This window comes from Microvirga sp., assembly GCF_014699075.1.
Classification (GTDB): domain Bacteria; phylum Pseudomonadota; class Alphaproteobacteria; order Rhizobiales; family Beijerinckiaceae; genus Microvirga.
Window position 1 is genome coordinate 17,679 of sequence record NZ_JACXAB010000023.1, and the last position, 19,935, is coordinate 37,613.

The 19,935-nt window shown below is 60.7% G+C and carries 18 protein-coding genes and 2 pseudogenes; 8 read left to right on the forward strand and 12 right to left on the reverse strand.

Going from position 1 to position 19,935, the window contains the following annotated elements; all coding sequences use genetic code 11:
• Positions 1-84: 84 nt before the first annotated feature.
• A complete protein-coding gene (locus tag IC232_RS21835) occupies positions 85-261 on the reverse strand; it encodes a hypothetical protein (RefSeq protein WP_190847063.1) in 177 nt (58 codons plus the stop codon).
• Between the two features lie 852 nt (positions 262-1,113).
• Between IC232_RS21835 and IC232_RS21840 the strand changes: the two are divergent.
• Positions 1,114-2,091, forward strand: a pseudogene (locus tag IC232_RS21840) (IS630 family transposase).
• Between the two features lie 275 nt (positions 2,092-2,366).
• Here the strand turns inward: IC232_RS21840 and IC232_RS21845 are convergent.
• On the reverse strand, positions 2,367-3,107 hold the full coding sequence (locus IC232_RS21845) for a Crp/Fnr family transcriptional regulator (protein WP_190847064.1): 741 nt from the start codon (positions 3,105-3,107) through the stop codon (positions 2,367-2,369).
• A gap of 194 nt (positions 3,108-3,301) precedes the next feature.
• On the opposite strand from IC232_RS21845, the gene IC232_RS21850 reads away from it, so the two are divergent.
• From IC232_RS21850 to IC232_RS21860, 3 genes are all read left to right on the forward strand, one after another.
• Positions 3,302-3,445, forward strand: coding sequence for a hypothetical protein (locus IC232_RS21850; protein ID WP_190847065.1), 144 nt, complete (start codon positions 3,302-3,304; stop codon positions 3,443-3,445).
• 247 nt (positions 3,446-3,692) lie between these two features.
• Positions 3,693-3,851, forward strand: a complete 159-nt coding sequence (locus IC232_RS21855) for a hypothetical protein (RefSeq protein WP_190847066.1) — start codon at positions 3,693-3,695, stop codon at positions 3,849-3,851.
• On the forward strand, positions 3,841-4,233 hold the full coding sequence (locus tag IC232_RS21860) for a type II toxin-antitoxin system death-on-curing family toxin (RefSeq protein WP_246812331.1): 393 nt from the start codon (positions 3,841-3,843) through the stop codon (positions 4,231-4,233). Before IC232_RS21855 ends, IC232_RS21860 begins: the two co-directional genes overlap by 11 nt.
• A 163-nt stretch (positions 4,234-4,396) precedes the next feature.
• On the opposite strand, the gene IC232_RS21865 is transcribed toward IC232_RS21860, so the two are convergent.
• Positions 4,397-4,627, reverse strand: a complete 231-nt coding sequence (locus IC232_RS21865) for a hypothetical protein (RefSeq protein ID WP_190847067.1) — start codon at positions 4,625-4,627, stop codon at positions 4,397-4,399.
• 97 nt (positions 4,628-4,724) lie between these two features.
• Here IC232_RS21865 and IC232_RS21870 point away from each other — a divergent pair, with 97 nt between their 5' ends.
• A complete protein-coding gene (locus tag IC232_RS21870) occupies positions 4,725-5,423 on the forward strand; it encodes an IS6 family transposase (protein ID WP_190847068.1) in 699 nt (232 codons plus the stop codon).
• Positions 5,424-5,480: 57 nt separating this feature from the next.
• On the opposite strand, the pseudogene IC232_RS32530 reads toward IC232_RS21870, so the two are convergent.
• From IC232_RS32530 to IC232_RS21905, 8 genes and pseudogenes are all read right to left on the reverse strand, one after another.
• Positions 5,481-5,711: pseudogene (locus IC232_RS32530) on the reverse strand (IS6 family transposase); the annotation flags it as partial.
• 79 nt (positions 5,712-5,790) lie between these two features.
• Positions 5,791-6,537, reverse strand: a complete 747-nt coding sequence (locus IC232_RS21875) for a creatininase family protein (protein ID WP_190847069.1) — start codon at positions 6,535-6,537, stop codon at positions 5,791-5,793.
• A gap of 159 nt (positions 6,538-6,696) precedes the next feature.
• Positions 6,697-7,776 (reverse strand): ABC transporter ATP-binding protein, encoded by a 1,080-nt coding sequence (locus IC232_RS21880; RefSeq protein ID WP_409564952.1) that lies wholly within the window; start codon positions 7,774-7,776, stop codon positions 6,697-6,699.
• On the reverse strand, positions 7,718-8,770 hold the full coding sequence (locus tag IC232_RS21885; RefSeq protein WP_246812332.1) for an ABC transporter ATP-binding protein: 1,053 nt from the start codon (positions 8,768-8,770) through the stop codon (positions 7,718-7,720). Before IC232_RS21885 ends, IC232_RS21880 begins: the two co-directional genes overlap by 59 nt.
• Positions 8,728-9,633, reverse strand: coding sequence for an ABC transporter permease (locus IC232_RS21890; protein ID WP_190847070.1), 906 nt, complete (start codon positions 9,631-9,633; stop codon positions 8,728-8,730). The genes IC232_RS21885 and IC232_RS21890 overlap by 43 nt, the downstream gene beginning before the upstream one ends.
• Positions 9,634-9,660: 27 nt before the next feature.
• Complete coding sequence (locus IC232_RS21895; protein ID WP_190847071.1) at positions 9,661-10,581, reverse strand: ABC transporter permease; 921 nt, start codon at positions 10,579-10,581, stop codon at positions 9,661-9,663.
• A gap of 109 nt (positions 10,582-10,690) precedes the next feature.
• A complete protein-coding gene (locus tag IC232_RS21900; RefSeq protein ID WP_190847072.1) occupies positions 10,691-12,334 on the reverse strand; it encodes an ABC transporter substrate-binding protein in 1,644 nt (547 codons plus the stop codon).
• A gap of 120 nt (positions 12,335-12,454) precedes the next feature.
• Entirely contained in the window at positions 12,455-13,183 is a 729-nt protein-coding gene (locus IC232_RS21905) for a D-2-hydroxyacid dehydrogenase (RefSeq protein WP_190847073.1), read from the reverse strand.
• A gap of 1,016 nt (positions 13,184-14,199) precedes the next feature.
• On the opposite strand from IC232_RS21905, the gene IC232_RS21910 reads away from it, so the two are divergent.
• The 3 genes from IC232_RS21910 (at position 14,200) to IC232_RS21920 (ending at position 18,576) form a co-directional block, all read left to right on the forward strand.
• Positions 14,200-14,910 carry an IS6 family transposase gene (locus IC232_RS21910; protein ID WP_190847074.1) on the forward strand — a complete coding sequence of 237 codons (711 nt, stop codon included), beginning with the start codon at positions 14,200-14,202 and terminating at the stop codon, positions 14,908-14,910.
• A 284-nt stretch (positions 14,911-15,194) separates the two neighbouring features.
• Positions 15,195-16,043, forward strand: coding sequence for a polysaccharide deacetylase family protein (locus IC232_RS21915; protein WP_190847075.1), 849 nt, complete (start codon positions 15,195-15,197; stop codon positions 16,041-16,043).
• Positions 16,044-16,197: 154 nt separating this feature from the next.
• The gene (locus IC232_RS21920) at positions 16,198-18,576 is read left to right on the forward strand and encodes a penicillin acylase family protein (protein WP_190847076.1); all 2,379 of its coding nucleotides are present in this window, start codon (positions 16,198-16,200) and stop codon (positions 18,574-18,576) included.
• 121 nt (positions 18,577-18,697) lie between these two features.
• Here the strand turns inward: IC232_RS21920 and IC232_RS21925 are convergent, their stop codons facing one another.
• Positions 18,698-19,891 carry a pyridoxal-phosphate-dependent aminotransferase family protein gene (locus tag IC232_RS21925; protein ID WP_190847077.1) on the reverse strand — a complete coding sequence of 398 codons (1,194 nt, stop codon included), beginning with the start codon at positions 19,889-19,891 and terminating at the stop codon, positions 18,698-18,700.
• Positions 19,892-19,935 lie beyond the last annotated feature (44 nt).

The window sequence follows — 19,935 nt, forward strand, 5'->3', positions numbered from 1 at the left end:
ATTGCGACAGAACCGGGCAAGTGCAGCCTGCCCTCCCGGACTTATGACGCAAGACCACAGAAGGCTGTCAGATCCTGCCGCGTCTCAAGCGACGGGCTTCATCTCCATCTCCTCGTTGTTGTCCCATTGAGTCGCCCCGGTCTCCAAGTCGATTTCCATGGTGAACCGACGCGGAGTCGTCTCCGGGGCGCCACCGCACTTACCACCGTGCTTCTCCCGAACGGTGACCGTTGCTGCCGTCTTCGTGGCTTCTTCCAGCACCAGGCACACCCCGCCATCCGCTGACGCGGGCAGGGATGCGGCCGCGCCCTATAACCTTCCTCTCCGACCGATAGTAGACTCCCTCATGCACGTATTCGGCGCCTTTGAGCTGGATGTTCAGCCCGGCTGCCCCGACAACCCGGCATCCATCAGGGTTGCCCTTCTACGATATGTTCGGGGCCCACCGTGAGGGGCTTTTTCTATGGCCGTGCTGAAACCGTTCCCGCCTGGAGCAGTTGTTCGCCACGAAGGCTGTCACGCATCCTGCCTTCTTCATGGACTAGGAGGCCTCCTCACCCACTGGCAATGGCGGGCGGGGAGGCTTTTCTTTGCCTGATCGGTCGCCAAGCATTCGCGAGTATAGTCGTTGACGCTGATGGCGTCCGATATGCCAGTTCTACTGCATAGTCGGCGCGGCATTCCATAAGCCCGCACGAAGACCTCCCGAACACTTCAAATCGCGTTCCATACTGCGGGTTATGCGAAATTGCGCCTGGCTTTACGGGCGGGCGCGACAGGGCCCTCATTCGGGAGAAAAATGACAGGAGCAGCGTTCCCGACGCTCTAATGAGCGCCGCCAGCCCGTTATGAGGGAGAGCGGCCATGTCTCTCAAGCTGGACCTTTGTGCGGCCATCCTCCTGATCAGTTTTGAGCCGCCCGCCAAAGCCCATGACATCTACTCGCACCTGAAGGACAGGCTGGGTAACAGTTGCTGCAACGAGCAGGATTGTCGCCCCGCACCCTATCGGGTGACGCCAACCGGAGTGCTAGAGCATCGGACTGAAAGGTAGATTCAAGAGGTTTCAGCCTGGGCTGAAGTGTGATTCTCTTGTGAGAACAGGAGGTGGATCATGACCCAGAGCTTCTCCTTGGATCTGCGCGTGCGGATTGCGGCCTTTGTCGAGGCGGGCCATCCCTGCCGGGCGGCGGCCCGCCACTTCGGGGTCAGTGACAGTTGCGCCATCAAGCTCATGCAGCGCCAGCGGCACTCTGGCTCACTGGCGCCGGCCCGTCAGGGCCGCCCGCCGGGACGCGGCAAGCTGGTGCCCTATGAGAGCTTCCTGATCCAGACCGTCGAGGCCAAGCCCGCCATCACCATGCCCGAACTGGCCGCTCGGTTGCGGGAGGAACACGGGGTCGTGGCAGCCCCTGCGATGCTCTCGCGCTTCCTGTGCCGGCGTGGCTTCTCATATAAAAAAATCTCTGATGGCGGCGGAGTGCGCACGCGTCGACGTGCGTGAGGAGCGTCGGGTTTGGAGAGGCCACCGTCAGCCTCGCATGCGCCAGCAGCCGCACCGATTGGTGTTTCGCTTCGCGGCCCTTCGGGTCTCGATGAGACTTACGTCAACACCAAGATGACGCGCCTGCGCGGACGCTCTCGCCGCGGCCAGCGGCTGCACATGAAAGCTCCTTTTGGACACTGGAAAACCCACACGTTCATCGCAGGGCTGCGGTGCAGCGAGCTGAGCGCCCCGTGGGTGATTGATGATCCGATCACTCGATTAGCGTTTGAGGCTTACATCGAGACGCAGCTCGCGCCGACGCTGCACCCAGGCGACGTGGTGATCCTCGATAATCTGGCGGTTCACAAGAGCAAGAAGGCTGCCGAGTGTCTGAAACGGCGAGGCGCCTGGTTCCTGTTCCTGCCAGCTTATTCGCCCGATCTTAATCCAATTGAACAGGCCTTCGCCAAGATCAAGGCGCACTTGCGCAAGGCCGAGGCCCGAACGTTCAACGCGCTCTGGCGAGCGCTCGGCGACATCTGCAATTTGTTTGAGCCGCACGAATGCTGGAACTTCCTCAAGGCCGCCGGATATGCGTCCGTGTAATCGTCCGACGCTCTAATGCTCGTCAACGGAACCTGGGTCGCTGTGCCGGATTACACGATCCAGTATCGCGCTCTGCCCGGGGACACAGGTGAAACAGGCGGGGGACATTGGTGCGGGGATACCCGCTTCATGGTCGGTTACGGGATGGATTACTCAACCTTCTGTGCAATCCTTCCGCCGAACCCGACAGCGATTTTTGAACCCGCGTTTGCCCTCCGGAAAGGCCGTATCCAGTCTGGTCCCTAACATGCCTTATGCGAAATTGCTGAACAGACTTACGGGCCCGATTTCGGGAGCGGGTAACGGCCCGGCATCACGCGCTGGGCGATGCGTCGGATCCGGCCATAGCACTCGCATACCGTCTCCTCGAGACCGGCCCGGTCCGTCACCGTGATGCTCCCACGCCCCTGCTGAATGAGCCCCGCCGTCTGCAAGGTCCTCAGGACCACGCTCACGGTCGAGCGCTGCACGCCCAGCATCTCGGCCAGGAACTCGTGAGTGAGCGGCAGAGTGTCCTGCTCCGCCCGGTCATGCATCATGAGGATCCAGCGGCAGCAGCGGGCCTCCACCGGATGAACGGCGTTGCAGGTGAGGATCTGGAACGTCTGTCCGAGCAGGAGTTCGCCGTAGCTGGCGATCAGCTGCCGCAGCTTGGGGCGAACGTTGCGCACCTCATCCAGGTGCTCGACCGCAATGCGCGAGGCGGTGCCGGCCATCTGCACCACATACCGTCCAAAAGCCTCACGGGTCACGAGAGCGCTCAGCAGGCCCGCGACGCCACCACGCCCGAACAGAGCCACCTCGACCGTCTGGCCGTCCTCCAGCACATTCACCAGCGACACGACGGCGTGGTGAGGGAAGTAGGCGTGGCGGATGCGATCCCCGGCTTCGTAGAGCACCTGCCCACGGGTCAGCTCGACCACCTCTAGGTGGGGCTGCAGAGCCGCAAAGTCCTCAGGCTCCAGAGCTGCCAGGAGCCAGTTCGTACGGTGCTCTGCTCTCGAAGCGTGGGTCATGGCCACACCTTCCTCCGCTCAGATAACACGGGTGAGGGTAAATCAGTCCAGCGTAGCCGGTTCCATACTGTTTGTTATGAGAAATGTTATCTCCTTAGATAGTGTAGGCGCAGAGTTAGATTGTCAGCACTGAGCAGAAGTCAGAATGTCAGTCTCTTGCCCTCTGGGATCGAGGAACGGAGGCGGCAGATCTGATGGTCGCGGTCCGGATGAGCAAACGAGAACTCAACCGGATCGACATTCTGGCGCGCCTCGACAGCGGCCGCCTCACCGCTCGTCAGACAGTTGCCCTCGTCCGATTTCCTTCCGCCGAGGCTAGGGCAAAGCTCGTGAAGTAGGGCAGTGTGAAGCCTGCTATCATTCTCCCGACTTAAGGTATGGCTGCTCCGATCGGCGTTCGGGATCAGGCGGGGAGAGGCCGGGAAGGCTCAGACCCCAGCCTCTCCTTGAGCGTACTTGGTCCGTGCCGAGCCAAACTTGCCTTTTGTAAGGCTGCTCCTTATGTTGGTAAGGCTTCCTAAGGCCTTGGCGCAATTTTGGAACGAAGCACGTTTCCGAACATTGTTGCCTAGGTGGAGTTAACCGATGGCTACGGTTCCTAAGTACGTTGTAAAAGGCAAGAACCAAAAGACCCTGCCTAGGGCGGCTGACGGCAAGGACAGCGACGGCCGGCGGGACGCTTCCGCGCGCGCTAAGGCCATTATGGCGCGTTTCCCCAAGACGATGGCTCGCCTTGCCGAGTGAGCCTGTGTGGGTTTCCCCACACGATGTGATTGACTTCAACTATGCAGCCGTAACCGAGACGATGGAGCCCTTCCATCTGCGCGATTATGGCTTGCTTGAAAGTGCCTGCGCGCGTCCGCGGCAACTTTGGGCCTACGGCGAGACGGACCTAACGACGCTCGCCGCGGCCTTGTTGTTTGGGATTGGCCGGAACCATCCGTTCGCACAAGGCAACAAGCGGACTGGCTTCATCGCCTTCGTCGATTTCCTTGAGCTCAATGGCCACACGTTCATCGCTCCTGATACCGAAACACTAGCGCAATCCATCATCGACGTCCTTGAGCGGAAAGGGCCTGAGGACGTTTGGGAGGACATTGCGCGTCACGCGGTCGTGCCTGTCTAAAAAGCCTTTAGGTTGATTGGGACTGCGTCAGTTGATTCTCAGTGTTCGCGTCGCGGCTAGGGGGCGCCCAAAGCCCGATTTGCTGACTTGTCAAAACTCCGCAAGCCAACCATCTGCTGTGGCCCGAATTCTCGGCCGAACACGAGAACCAAAATAACTTGCCTTACACCGTCAGGGTCTTGAGCTTGTTTCGGCGGTTCGAGTCCAGCTTCAGCGGGAGTACCGTCACAATCATCTGCTCTCGTCGCTGGTAGACGATCCTCACTTTCGGATATGCTGTCAGATTGCGGCGCGTCAGCTTGGCGATGACCATGACCCTAGGGTAGGGGGCCCAGTACGGACTCGCAAAAGCAGCTCGGTACCTGAACTCGATCCGATCAACCAGATCGATCAAGGAGGCGGGATCATAATCGTCGAGATTATAGGGCTCCGTCGCAAACGGTTCAGTAACTCAGTTCGATCTACGTCTCCGGCAAAACTCCGGAGTTCAGATGTTCAAAGGCCGCCACTTCGATCGCTCAGTGATCCTGCTGTGCGTCCGCTGGTACCTAGCCTATAGCCTGAGCCTACGTGACCTTGAGGAGATGATGGCGGAGCGCGGCATCTCGGTCGATCACGCTACGATCCACCGCTGGACTGTCCACTATGCTCCGCTCCTGCTTGAGCAATTCAATCGGCGCAAGCGCCCTGTCACCGGAAGGTGGCATGTCGACGAGACCTACATCAAAGTCCGAGGCCAGTGGCTGTATCCGTACCGGGCGATCGACAGTAACGGCGAGACGGTCGAGTTCTGGTTCAGTGAGCGCCGCAATCTCACCGCTGCTAAACGCTTCCTGAGCCGAGCCATGAAGCGGCATGGCCGGCCTGAGCGGATCGTCATTGATGGCAGTCAAACCAATCGCGAAGCGATCCTGTCCTGTGACACAACAGACCGGCTCCAAGCTCGGTCAAGACGCAAGCTGAAGCCGATCCGGATTCGGCAGAGCCGCTACCTGAATAACCGGATTGAGCAGGATCACCGCGCGATCAAGCGGCGGATCCGCTCCATGCTCGGGTTCAAGTCGATGGCATCCGCTCGGGTGATCCTGAGTGGGATTGAGATGGTTCACATCATGCGGAAAGGACAGGCGAAGTATGCCTGCCGTTCACAGCTCTCCCTCTCCGAGCAGTTCAACATCTTGGCTGCGTAAGGACTTCGGACGAAATGGTCCTCTTTTTGTCCTCATCCAAAATTCGCGACAGAGCCCATCCAGATGCCAGACGTCATGAGGACTTGGCCGCTTGCGGCGGAGGCGCCGGGCATAAGCCGGTCCGAACTTCTTACCCCAGCGCCGGATCGTCTCGTAGGAGACGACGACACCGCGCTCGAGCAGCATCTCCTCGACGAGCCGGAGGCTCAGAGGAAATCGGAAGTACAACCAAACTGCATGGGCAATGATCTGGGGTGGGAAGCGACGGTGCTCGAAGAGAGACAACAGAACGGCTCCTCGATTGACCGCCCCCCATTATACGGCCAAGGTTAATGCAACGGCGCCCTTAAATGAATGTCCACACGCCTTAGTCAGCGAGAAATGCGCGATACTGCGCGGCGTGGTACTCAGCCGCTGTTTCGACCAATGCGCGGCCGATTTCGGGACTGGCTTTCTCGGCGTTGGATTCGATGCGCCCGTCAGGAAAGCGGCGACGGAAATCCTCGGCGTTGTAGAAGGTGTGGTCGAGAGGGCCATATTCCGGTTCGAGCTTCACGGAGCGGATATTGGCCGGGTCCGCGAATTGGGCGACTGAAACCTCGGCGCAGGAAGCGTGCCCCCTTGCCGTGTGTCCAGTGAGTTCGAGCGCTTTCTTCTCACAGATTTCGTTCTCGAACCATTTCGCCGCCTTGCAGCGAATGTCGGGAGCGCCGGTGCCGCGAACGCGTCGCAGATAATTGTAAATTTCTACAAAGGCGGCATTAAGCGTTGCGGTATTCCCGCCATGGCCATTGAGGATGTAGAAGCGCTCGAAGCCGTGATCGACGAGCGATAGGATGTAGTCACTCATGACTGCTATATAGGTCGAGGGCCGCAGCGTGATCGATCCGGGAAACATCATGTGATGTTCGGAGACGCCGAGCGTGATTGTGGGGCCAATCAACGCGCCAGACACTTCACCCGTTCGCCATGCGATTGTCTCGGCATCGATGTGATCCGTCCCCATAACTCCCATGGGACTGTGCTGCTCCGTGGAGCCAGTGGGCAAAATGATTCCCCGCGAGCGGGTCAGGTATTCGGCAACTTCTACATAGGTCGATTGGGCCAATCTCATGGAAGCATCTCCTGGTAGGGTGCAGTTGAACATCGCCGACTGCCCGCCGCGCGGCGGGAATGACCAGCGACGACTTTTGTCGAAATCGCGCTCACCGCGAATGCTCTTTCAATTGTTGCATGACAACATACGGCCTGTGGATTCAGCAGCCACTCGTGGTCAGGATACGCCTGAGAGATTGAGTTCCTCAATCCGATGGCAGCTTGCTTGTTGAGCCCGACCTGCGTCTCGCAGATGAGGTACATGCTCGCGGCACAGCGACGTCGCATAAGCGCAGCGGGGATGAAACGGGCAACCGGACGGCGGTGAGCTTGGGCTCGGAACATCGCCCCTAAGTCGGATCCGTTGACGCGTGGAATCCGGGTCGGGAATCGGAACTGCAGACAATAGCGCCTCTGTATACGGATGCTGCGGCCGGGAGAAGATCGCCTCACAGTCGCCGATTTCCACGATGCGCCCCAGATACATCACGGCTACTCGATTGCTGATGTGCCGCACTACGGAGAGGTCGTGCGCGACGAACAGGTAGGTCAATCCCAGTTCCGCCTGGAGGTCCTGCATTAGATTGACCACCTGCGCCTGAATCGAAACGTCGAGTGCCGAAACGGGTTCGTCAGCCACGATGAAGCGGGGATTGAGCGCAAGCGCGCGGGCAATACCGATGCGCTGCCTCTGGCCTCCCGAGAATTCATGGGGAAAGCGCTTGGCATGGTCGGGCCCGAGGCCGACGGCATCCAAAAGGCGCATCACCCGATCATGGCGCTCGCTGCGGTTGAGAGTACCCTGAATCCGCAGGGGCTCGCCGACAATGTCGCCCACGTTCATGCGCGGATCGAGGGAGGAGTAGGGATCCTGAAAGATGATCTGCATCTCTCGACGTAGGCGCTTCATCTTCGCAGGACGCAGCTGCGCCACATCGATCATGGCTTCACCCGCCTCATCCGCCAGCACCTGACTCCGGAACAGGATCTCACCATCGGTGGGCTCGATAAGGCGCAGAATGGACCGGCCTAACGTGCTCTTGCCGCAGCCACTCTCGCCCACGAGGCCGATCGTCTCACCTTTGCGGATCGTCAGGTCGACGCCATCTACGGCTTTCACAGCTCCGGCGCTTCGCTTCAGAATGCCCTTGCGGATGGGAAAATGCTTGCGCAGTCCTTTGACCTGCAGCAGCACATCGTCAAGCGGCATGGGCTTTCCCTTCGGCAGTCGTGTGATGAAGATAGCAGGAGGCGGCATGATCTCCCTCAACAGGGATCAAGGCCGGAACTGCCTGGCGGCAGACCGGCATCGCATGCGGGCAGCGGGCCGCGAAGGCGCAACCTTCCAAACGGTCGGTTGGCCGTGGCACCGCGCCCTCAATCGTCGCCAGCCGCTTGGTGCTGCCGCCGGTGATTGATGGCACGGAGCGCAGAAGTCCTTGCGTATAAGGATGAAGCGGATTGCGGTAGAGGTCGCGGACGGCGGCGCGCTCCACCACCTTACCAAGATACATCACCACCACCCAGTCGGCCATGGTGGCGACGACGCCGAGATCGTGGGTGATGAACATGATCGCGCCGGCGAAATCCCGGCGCAGATCCTTCATGAGGTCGAGCACCTGAGCCTGGATTGTCACGTCGAGAGCCGTGGTCGGTTCGTCGGCAATTAGGAGCGAGGGATTGCAGATTAGCGCCATGGCGATCATGGCGCGCTGGCGCATGCCGCCGGAAAGGTTGTGTGGATACTCGTCGAAGCGCTGACGCGGCGAGGCGATACCCACGGCTGCAAGCCCTGCGATGGCGCGCTCTTTTGCATCCATTTTCGAGATTTTCTCATGAAGCAGAAGCGGCTCCATGAGCTGCGAACCGATGGTAAGCACTGGGTTGAGCGCGGTCATCGGCTCCTGGAAGATCATGCTGATCTCGGAGCCCCGAATGGCGTTGATCTGGCGTCCGTTAGGGGGCAAGCGCGCCAGATCGACGGCGCCGTTGCGGCCTTGGAACCAGATTTCTCCGCTCTCGATCCAGCCGGGCGGCTGAATAAGGCCCATGATGGCGCGAGAGGTAACGGATTTGCCGCAGCCGCTCTCGCCCACAATGGCCAGGGTCTCGCCCGGTGCGATGGAGAGATCCACGCCATCCACCGCTTGCGCCACGCCTGCTTCTGTCATGAAGTTGACCCGCAGATCCTTGATGTCGAGAAGGTTCTTCATGGCGATATCGGCCTGCTCCAGAAGCGCGGGAAGAACCATGGCGCAAGGCGAGGGACGATGCGCTTGATGCGGCGGCCCTTCAGCTTCGGGTCGAGGCTCTCGTTGAGGCTGTCTCCGGTCATGTTGGCCGACAGCACGAAGAGGGACAGCGCAATGGCCGGTCCGATGATGAGGTGAGGGGCGCTCGTCAGAAAATCCTTGGCCTCATGCAACATCTGCCCCCATTCCGGCGTCGGCGGCTGCACACCGAGGCCGAGATAGCTCAAGGACGAAGCGCCGAGAACGAAGCCGGGTAGGGCGAGGGTGGATTTCACGATGATCGGGCTGGAGATGTTGTGCAGCACATGGCGCAGCAGAATATCCGGCCAACTTGCGCCCGCCGCCACAGCCGCCTCCACATAGAGCTCGCGGCGCACGGACAGAGCCGCGCTGCGGGCAATGCGGATGAAGTTGGGAAGCTGGGACAAACCCAGCGCGATCACCACGCCATGTTCGGACGGGCCGACCACGACCACGATGATGATGGCGATCATGATGGTGGGGAAGATCAGCATCATGTCGGTGATCCGCATCACCACCGCGTCGAGCAGTCCGCCGATATAGCCTACGATCATGCCGATCGGCACGCCGATCAGCAGCGAGAACAGGAGGGAAATCGTCGTGATCCTGGCCGTGACCTGCGTGGCGAGGATGACGCGGGACAGGGTATCGCGCCCGAACTGATCCGTGCCGAGCCAATGGGCTGCGGAGGGCGGCTCAAGGCCTTCGCTCAAATTCGTCTCGAACGGGTCCTGCGGTGTAATCCATTGGGCCGTAATGGCGACGAAGTAGAAAGCCAGCAGCATGATGCCGAAGAACAGCCCGACACGGTCGCGGGCGTAGCGCCTGAGAATGTCCATCATCGGCAGCTCCAACGGGAAGAGGGGAGGTCAATCATTGGCGAGCCTCGGATCGGCCCAGCGGTAGAGAAGATCGACCATGAGATTGACCAGGATGAACACCATGGCGAAGAAGAATATGCAGCCTTGGGTGAGCGGCAGGTCGCGCGTGAGGATCGAGTCCACCATGAGGCGGCCGAGACCCGGCCAGTTGAAAATGGATTCCGCCACCGCGGCGCCGCCGAGGGTATGGCCGAGACCCAGCCCGAAGAACGTGATGATCGGCAAGAGCGCATTGCGCAGCCCGTGCTTGAACACGATGGTGCGCTCCGGCACGCCTTTGGAGCGTGCTGTCGTGATGAAGTCGCGGCCCAGGGCATCGATCATGCAGGCGCGCACCATGCGGGTGAACCCGGCGGCTTGCGCCAGCCCTAGGGTCATCACAGGCATGATGTAGTGCTTCCAGGTGCTCATGCCGCCGATGGGCAGCCAGCGCAGATGGACGCCGAAGAAGTAGATGCCCAGGATGCCGGTGACGAAGATGGGGGTGCAGATGCCCGCCAGCGAAAACGCCGTGATGCCGCGATCGAGCGGGCGGTCCCAGTACATGGCCGACAGGGAGCCCAGAAGAAGGCTGACGCTCATGGCGAGCAGCATGGACCAGCCGGCCAGTTTGGCGGTGTTGAGAAGGCGAGGGCCGACGATCTGCAGAACGGGCTGGCGCGAGAAGTTGGAGAGACCGAAATCGCCCTGCAGAACCCGTCTCATATAGGTGGTGTACTGGGTGACCAGCGGCTGATCGAGGCCATAGGCTTGGCGGATGCTTTCGACGAGAGTCTCGGGGGCGCTGTCTCCCGCAATCAGGCGCGCGGGGTCGCCGGGAATGGCATGAAAGAGAAAGAACAAAAAAGTCAGGAGCAGAAGACCTGCGACCACCATGAAGGCCAAGCGGTTGAGGATGAGTTTCAGCATGACGGGTGGAGCCGATTCACGATGGAGCTTTCTGGTCGGGGCCGTTCAATGAGATCCCTGGAAAGTAAGACGGCCGCAGGATGGAGCCCTGCGGCCGTGTTCTCATGCTCTAGCGGGAGATGCCCTGCTCCTTCTTGGCCGCCTTGTCGATCCAAGCCATGGTGGCGTCGTAGGTGCCTGCCGGCATGTATTGCGCGCCATGCACATAGGTCCGGTAGGCTTCCGTCAGGTTCACGGTGGGAAGATAGATCACAGGAGCCTGCTTGAGCAGCTCGGCCATCCAAAGGCGTACGTATTCGGCACGCTTCTTCTGATCCGGCTCCGCATGGGCCAGCTCGGCGAGGCGGTCGGTCTCCGGGTGGGAGAAGAACATGCGGTTCGCGCCCGCAGGCTTCCAGGCCTTCGTGTGCGTCATGTACATCATCGGCTCATCGGGATCGGCTGTGGGCACCGTCCATGCTAACAGAGCGAGATCGTACTTGGCATCCTGCGGCCCGAGCGACAGAGATGCGCTGAAGGTCGCGCTCTCGAGCACCGTCAGCTCGACCTTCATGCCGATCTTTTCCAGGAAGGCCTGGATCAGCTGCGCGATCTGGTACTCGCCCTTGCCGGTCTTGCGGGTCCACAGTTTCAGCGACAGCGGCTCGCCCTGTGCGTTCTCCAGCACCTTGTCGCCGTTGCGGTCCTCATAACCCGCCTGCTTGAGCAGGTCCTTCGCCTTCTCCACGTCATAGGCGAAGATCGTGTTCTTGCCCGGCTCGCGCATATCGGCAAAGCCGAACACGCCAGGCGTGAGGGTGGGGGCCTGGGAAAGGGTCGCGCCGGTTCCGGCAAAGACCGATTTCACGATACCGGCCTTATCGACCGCATAGTTCAGAGCTTGCCGCACCCGTGGGTCATCGAACGGCTTCTTCAGGTTGTTGATGACGACATAGTTCTGCTGAAGGCTCGGAATGGTGGAGACCTTCAGGTTCTCCTCGGACGACAGGCGCGGGATGTCGAAGTCCGGAACGCCTGCCGCGCGGTCCACATCGCCGCTTTCCAGCATGGCGAGGCGGGTGGTGACATCAGGAACGAACAGAATTCGGATGCTGTCAAGATAGGGCTTGCCCTTTTGCCAATAATTTTCGTTACGCTTGAAGCGCACGTGCTCGCCCTTGACGTAGGAATCCACCACGAATGGGCCGGTGCCGATGATCTTGCTGCCCAGGCCTTCCTCGCCAACGGCCTTGTAGGCGGTTGGACTGAAGATGCACATGGTGCGGTAAGCCAGGTTCGGGATTAGCGCCGCCGAAGGCTTGGAGAGCTTAAAGGAGACCTGGTGCTCGCTGTCCGCCACCACTTTCTCAAGGCCTTCGAGCAGGCTCACATAGAGAAACTTCTTGGCCAGCGCTTCATTGAACACGAAGGCGACCGCTTCTGCATTGAATGGCGTTCCGTCGTGAAACTGAATGCCTTCATTGAGCTGGAAGGTGATGGTCTTCTGATCGTCCGACAGGGACCAGCTCTTGGCCAAGGCTGGCTTCATCGTCCGGTCCGCTGCCATGGTGACCAGGTTTTCGCACGCATTCAGGTAGACATCCATGCCGCCCGCATCCGTGTTGCGGCCCGGAAACATGGTCTTGTCCAACTGCCCCGTCAGCACGAGTTCGCCGCCGTATTGGGGCTTCGCATCCTGGGCCCTGACCGAGGCCGGAATGAACGCGGAGGCCGTTAGGGCTGCTGCTGCCGCCACGCTCGCATAATATCTCATGGTTGCTCTCCTCTGGTCCTTAATGGAAGGTCTCCGTCTGTTTTCTTTTTCATCCCCGCTCGCGTGGGGATGCTGACAGCTCTTGTTGTTCTTGCATGGGTCGGCACGCGGTGCGTGCCTTCAGTACATTCGTGCCTTGTCGAGCACGTTGATCATCTTGTCCGGATTGCCATCGATGTAGTGGCGCAGGTTTCTGATGAAGATATCGGTGATCTTGCGGTTCTCGCTCGGCGCTGTGCTGGCCGAGTGCGGACTGATGAGCACGTTCGGCATGGACCACAGGGGTGATCCGGGCGGGAGCGGTTCTTTCGCCGCCACGTCCAAGCCTGCAAACCCAATCTGGCCGTTGCCGAGCGCGGCGATCATAGCCGGTTCGTCGACAACCTGACCGCGAGCGATGTTGATGAACACCACGCCCGGTTTCGTAGCGGCCCAGAATTCCGCGTCGATCATCTTTTCCGTCTGCGGCGTATGAGGGGTTGCCAGCACGATGTAGTCCGCGTGCTTCACGGCCACCCTCATGTCGGCTTGCCCGAAGATATCGTTGGCAAACAGCTCCGCGCGCCGCTCAGGCGAGGGCCTGTTGACGACCGCATTGACCTCCATGTTGAAGGCGCGCGCCAGGCTCGCGACGCGCGCGCCCACCTGTCCGGCTCCGATGATGGTGAGGCTTTTGCCGGAGAGTTCGCTGCAGCAATAGCGCTCCCACCGATGGGCCTGCTGCTCCCGCTGAAGGCGGGGCAAGTCCTTCACATGCGCGAGCATGACCAGCAGAGCGAATTCCGCGAGAGCATCGGCGTGCACGCCGCGCGCGGTCGTCACGATCACATCGCTTTTGTCCAGACCCATGCTGACGACCTGTTGACCCACGCCGGAGCTTGTCGTCTGCACCCATCTCACGTGGGGTGATAAAGCAAGCCCTTGGGTTCCTTCCGGACGTGAAGGGAAATCCCACAAGATCGTTGCCCGCGCCAAGCCTTCACGCCAGCGCCGTTCCTGACTTTCAGTGCGCCGAAATCCTTCGCGACCCTTGTGATCGGCGATGTAGCGAGTCTGAGGAAGGAGGTCCGGCTCGTAGATGACCTCGACTTGGCGGGGCGCCACTTCGCCAATGCGCTCGACGTGTTCATATTCGAGAGGAGAAGAGATGAAGATAACCTGAGGATCTGCGGATGCCATGAGCGACATGAGCCTGCTTTGAACGTGGGGGTCAGGCTCGGGCCAGGACTCTGGTAAGCTCCTGAACCTGACCTATGGGAAAGGCTAACATGAGCTTTTCTCATAAGGCAAGGGAGGTTATGCCCAATTCCCGGGCTGCGAATTCCATTCCGATGCTTCCAGGCAGCCTCCAATTGTAGCAGGAGCTGATATCAGTAAAATACAATTCGCTAACGGTGATTGATTGAGTCCGCTGATCTAGCCAGGTTCATTTTGAAGCTCCTCTTGAAGCCCGCGCCGGAACACGAGCGCCCTCCGATCCAGTTGCCGTTCCGGGCTGCAATATGGGCTCGTCGCTGACCGGGGCTTGCCCCCTTGGACAAACAAGCGAGAGGGGATTGTCGCGCCGATACCTCGACAGCGGCAATTTAGATGATGTGATCCTAGGATTGCGCAGTTTCGACGTCGATGATGACGTACCTATTTTCCACCTTCATAGGATTCAGATCGTCCGGTTAACGCCGCTTTCCTGACGCTTTCGCCATCATCTGCCGCATTGCCTCTTCGGCTTGCGCCTTGGCCTCTGCATCATGGTTGAGGTTGGGCACTTCCGAGGCTTCCCTTTGATCCTGCAAACCATCCTGACGTGCCCGCCATGGTACTGTCAAATTAACCGAGGGGTGACCGGATCGGAGCATAGGTGATGGATGAAATCACCTCGCCACTCTCGCTATGCCCGCCATCGTTTCCTAGCTGAAGTCTTAGGCCATGTCGTGTGGTTCTACTTTCGCTTTCCCTTGAGCCTCCGGATGGTGGAAGAGATGCTTGCTGCCCGCGGAATCCTGGGCAGCCACGAGACGGTGCGGCAGTGGGCGCTGAAGTTCGGTCAGAGTTATGCCCACCAGATCCGCCGGCGTCTTCCGACACCCGGAGACAAGTGGCATCTCGATGAAGTTCTCATCAGCATTGCCGGCAAGAAGCATTGGCTCTGGCGCGCTGTCGATCAGTACGGACTCGTGCTCGACATTCTGGTTCAGAGCCGCCGTGATGCGAAAGCAGCCAAGCGCCTGCTGCGCAAGCTGCTCAAGAAACAGGGCGTAGTTCCTCGTGTGATGATCACCGATAAACTGGCCAGCTATGCCGCAGTCACACGGGCTGTGATGCCTGATATTGAGCACCGGCAGCACCACGGTTTGAACAACAGAGCCGAGAACAGCCATCAGCCGACCCGACGGCGCGAGCGCATCATGAAGCGCTTCAAGTTAGCCGGCCAGGCCCAGCGTTTCCTCTCGGTTCATGATCAGGTTTCAAACCTCTTCCGCCGTGTAGCCAACCCCAGCGCTGCTGATCATCGCCTTACCCGCGCTCGTGCGTTCCAGGCCTGGAATGAGGTAACCGACGCTGCGACGCTCGCCTGATCCAGAAATGAACCTTAGATCGTGGCGTCCCTTCCTAGTAACTTGACGGTGCCCTCGCTTGACAGTTGAGCGATGCTGGGTGCATCATCAATAATCAATTCGATAGTATCGCATATCGATACGAATTTAGTGTACATACTGGAATGGAGATGGGCGTATCCGCGTTTTTCTTCGCCACGGGGTGCGCCATCTGCAGCGGAACTCAAGGGGGCATGATGTCTCGGGACGCAGTCGTCCCCGCTGACATGTAAGGTACCCCGTTTTGTTTGATCCAAGAGGAAATCATGAGTCGTCATGCCGTGTGCCTAACGTTCGATTTTGACGCGATGTCCGTTATGGTTGCTCGCGGGCTCAAGAGTCCGACACCCGTTTCACGCGGGGAATTCGGGGCCGCTGCCGTTCCCCGGATTCTCGCGCTCCTGGACAAATATCGGATCAAAGCCTCCTGGTTCGTTCCAGGAACCGTCGTCAAGACCTATCCGGATCACTGTCGCCGGATCATCGGGGCCGGACATGAGATCGCCAATCACGGCTGGACCCATGCAACTCCGGCCAGCCTCGCCCCAGAGAAAGAGGAGGCGGACCTCGTCCGTGCCAGTGAGGCCATCGCCGAGGTGACCGGCCGCAGCCCGCGGGGCTACCGGTCTCCGGCCTGGGATCTCAGCCCTGTGACGGTCGACCTGCTGCTCAAGCATGGCTTTCTCTACGACAGCAGCATGATGGGGCATGACCATCATCCCTACTTCGCCCGCCGCAACGATGTTGTGCCGGACGAAGAGCCGATCCAATTCGGCGAGACGACCACATTGGTCGAAATGCCCGTCAGCTGGTCGCTCGACGACTTTCCGCATTTCGAGTTCATGCGGTTCAAGGACGTGGTCTTCCCAGGGCTGGCGAATGCGGCACTGGTTCTCGAAAACTGGGTCCATGATTTCGAGTACATGGCACGCACCGAAGAGTGGGGGTGCCTCACCTACACGTTCCATCCTTTCGTCATCGGTCGCGGGCATCGCATGATCGTGCTCGAGCGCCTGATCTGCTCGCTTCTCGAACGCGGCGCCCATTTCCTCACGATGGAAGAGGCTGCCGAGAGGTTCCGAACCCGCGCTGCGGCTGAAGCGCTGCGGGCATGAAGGATCGTCGGCCCGACGCATCATCGTGCTCGCCCCGCTGGTGAGTATTTAAGTTCGCCGGCGCTTCAGGCCTATTGCATCCCATTCCCTCCGGAAGGATGTCAAAGCCATCGGCCGCACCATCTCCAACGCTAAGCAACAGAGCTCCCTAGCCATGACGAGCACCATCCAGATTGAGTCTGTTGAAGGCCTGAATGCGCCTGCGGAGATCCTCGTCGACGCATGGGGCGTTCCCCACATCCGGGCGGACTCGCTCGACGATCTGTTCTTTGCGCAGGGCTTCAACGCGGCGCGCGACCGTCTCTGGCAACTCGATCTCTGGCGCAAAAGGGGCCTCGGTCTGCTCGCGGCCGATTTCGGACCGGGGTACTTGGCGCAGGATTACGCGTCCCGGCTTTTCCTCTACCGCGGGGACATGGATGCCGAATGGGCAACCTACGCGCCCGATGCGAAAGACATCTGCACAGCCTTTGTCGCCGGCATCAACGCGTACATCACATTGACGGAGCGCGAGCCCGAGAGGCTTCCCCCCGAGTTCGCACAGATGGGCACGAAGCCTGCGCGATGGGAGCCAGAGGATGTTGTCCGGATCCGAAGCCATGCGATGACCCGCAATATCCTGTCCGAGGTGCTCCGCACCCATGTCCTTACAGGTGCGGATCAAGCAACAGACGATCTTCGGAAGGTGCTGGAGCCGTCAGTCGTTCCGACCGTCCCCGAAGGGCTTGATCGGTCGCCCGTCCCGTTGGAGGTTCTGACCGCCTACAAGCTTGGTACGGCAGCCGTGATGTTCTCGCCCGAGCGTCTCGCGGCTTCTCTCGAGGAGGCCTGGAAGTGGACAAAGGTGACCGATCTCGGCGATGTTGTCGCGGAAGTCGGCATGCAGGGCTCGAACAACTGGGTGGTCGATGCGGCTCATACGGTCACGGGACGGCCGCTCATGGCAAGCGACCCTCATCGAAACCACGCCGTCCCGGCCTTGCGCTATCTGGTGCATCTGAGTGCGCCTGGGCTGGATGTGATCGGGGCCGGCGAGCCGGTCGTTCCTGGCGTGTCGATCGGGCACAATGGACAGATCGCCTTCAGCCTCACGATCTTCTATGCCGATCAGGAGGATCTCTACGTCTATGAGACGAAACAGGGCGAGCCGACAGGCTACCGCTACGAGGATTCGTGGCAGGAGATGCAGGTTGTTGAAGAGGTATTCGCCGTCAAGGGCGCGCCCGACCAGGTGATGGCCCTCAAATTCACCCGGCACGGCCCGGTGCTGTTCGAGCAGCCCGAGCGGCAAAAGGCTTACGCCGTCAGGTCGGTGTGGTCCACGCCGGGGTCCGCGCCCTACCTGAGGAGCCTCACGTCCATGCGTGCCAGGACCATTGCGGAATTCCGCGATGCGATGCGTGGTTGGGGTGTGCCCTCGTCGAACCACGTCTTTGCCGACGTGCAGGGCACGATCGCCTGGGTGCCAGCTAGCTGGACGCCAGTGCGCCCCAACTGGGACGGCCTCATGCCGGTTCCCGGAGACGGTCGGTATGAGTGGGACGGTTTCCTCGACAACGAGAAGCTTCCCAGAGTGGTGAACCCGGAGAAAGGCTTCTTTGCAACGGCGAACGAGATGAACCTGCCGCCCGACTATCCTCATGCCGTCGGCTACGAATGGATCGAGAATTCGCGCACGACCCGCATTCACGAGGTCCTCCACCGATCGCCGCAGCATTCCGTCGACGATGCGTGCCGGCTGCAAACCGACGTCGTGTCTATGCCGGCGCGGCGGGTCTGCAGCCTGTTGGACGGCCTCGAAGCGGACGGAGATGCGGCAGCCGCGCTCGCCTATCTCAAGGGCTGGGATCATGCGTTAGCGGTCGACAGTGGACCTGCTGCGCTGTTTGAGTTGTGGTGGGCTAAGCACCTGAAGACAGGGCTTCTTGAGGCACTGGTCCCAGACGACAAACTGCGCTGGCTTCTGGCTCCAGGAGACATCGAGGGCATTCTCCGTGCGCTTGAAACACCGGATGAGCGTTTCGGCGCAAGCCCTGCGGCTGGGCGGGATGCACTGCTGCGCACGACGCTCGCGGCGGCTTGGCGGGATTGCGCCGATCGGCTCGGCGAGGACACCTCCACTTGGGCCTGGGGCAGGCTGCATCACGCCCTATTCGAGCATTCGCTCGCGTCCATCGAGCATGGCAACGAGGCTTTCAACATCGGTCCGTTCCCGCACGGCGGCAGTTCGGTCACGCCGATGCATACCGGCTATCGCCCATCGGACTTCCGCACGATCGCAGGCGCCTCGGTTCGAATGGTCGTTGATGTCGGAGCGTGGGACGAGAGCCGCTGGATCAATGCTCCGGGGCAATCGGGCGATCCGCGCTCGCCGCACTACAGGGATCTCGCGCCCATCTGGGCAGCGGGTCAGTATGTGCCGATGTTGTACTCGCGGGAAGCGGTCGATGCGGCGGCACCCCACAGGATCAGGCTGGAGCCGCAGCGCGCGTCAGCCCCCTACGTGCAGGCAGCTCGGGCGGCGGGGGTGTAGCACCTCGGCGGCGTTCAAAACAGATGGCAGCTTGCTTTGACGGCCGCGGGAACCCGCTTGATCCGACATCCTGCAAGCCTCGTGAGAAGCGGGCGCGGCAAGCGCGAGGCTGAGACTGCCCTCAGCCGGACGTGCGGTCTGTTTTCTCGGCCAGGTAGGCAATTGCTGCGCTGCAGCCGCCGGAGCCGTGCGGGATTCCCAGCGCAGCCAAGCCCATCTCGATGACGCCCAAGGTCCCAAGCAGGGTGGGCGCGTTGATGTGGCCCATGTGCCCGATCCGGAAGCCATGGCCAGAGGCCGGGCCGATTGCGATCCCGAGCACAACGCCGCATACATCCCTGCAGTAATCCAACAGCGGCGTGGCATGCGCCTCGTCCATCGCCAGGACTGTCACGGAATCCGAGCGCTGGTCCGGCTGCAGGATATTGAAATCGATCGCGCCGCCCTTGGCCCATTCGGCGACGGCCCGGCGGGTGGCTTCGGCCAAGAGGCGGTGCCGTTGATGAACATTGTCCAGGCCCTCGCTGAGGATCAGGTCGAGCGCCTTGCGGAAGCCGAACATGAGGTGCTCCGGGCAGGTGCCGCAATATTTCTGATAATGCTCCGGACCATCTCGGAAGCTCCAATCCCAGTAGAAGGTCCGAAGATCGGCCTCGGGATGCACCTGCTTGGCCCTCGGGCTGGCAGCCACGAAGCTCAGGCCCGGCGTCATCATAAGGCCTTTTTGCGAGGCCGAGACGGCGACGGCGACGCCCCACTCGTCCATCTCGAACGGAATCGCTCCCAGCGATGCGATGACGTCCACCATCAACAGCGCGTCGTGCCCGGCCTCGTCCACGGCACGGCGGATCGACGGGATATCGTTGAGCACACCCGAAGCGGTGTCGACCTGAGTCAGCAGAACGGCCTTGACCCGGCCCTCGCGGTCATTTCTCAGAAAGGCCTGCAATTGGTCCGGGTCCGCAGCCCGCCTCCAAGCACCTGGAAGAATGATGACATCGATTCCAAGGCGCTTGGCCATTTCCGCCCATCCAAGGGCGAACAGACCCGACTCGAGCACGACAACCCGGTCGCCGCGCGACAAGGTGTTGGTGAGGGCAGACTCCCAGGCGCCATGGCCGTTGGCCGCGTAGATGTAGGTATCGCCGGCGGTTCTGAACACCGTGCGAAGATCGCGCAGGCACGACATGGTCACGTCGACCAGCGGGCCCGAGTAGATGTCGACCGCCGGCCGGTGCATGGCGCTCAGGACTTCATCCGGAACTGTCGTCGGACCCGGGATCATCAAGAATTCCCGACCACCTCGAAGTGACATGCTCATAATCCTCTCGGACACCTTGATTGGGGCAGGTTAAGCTC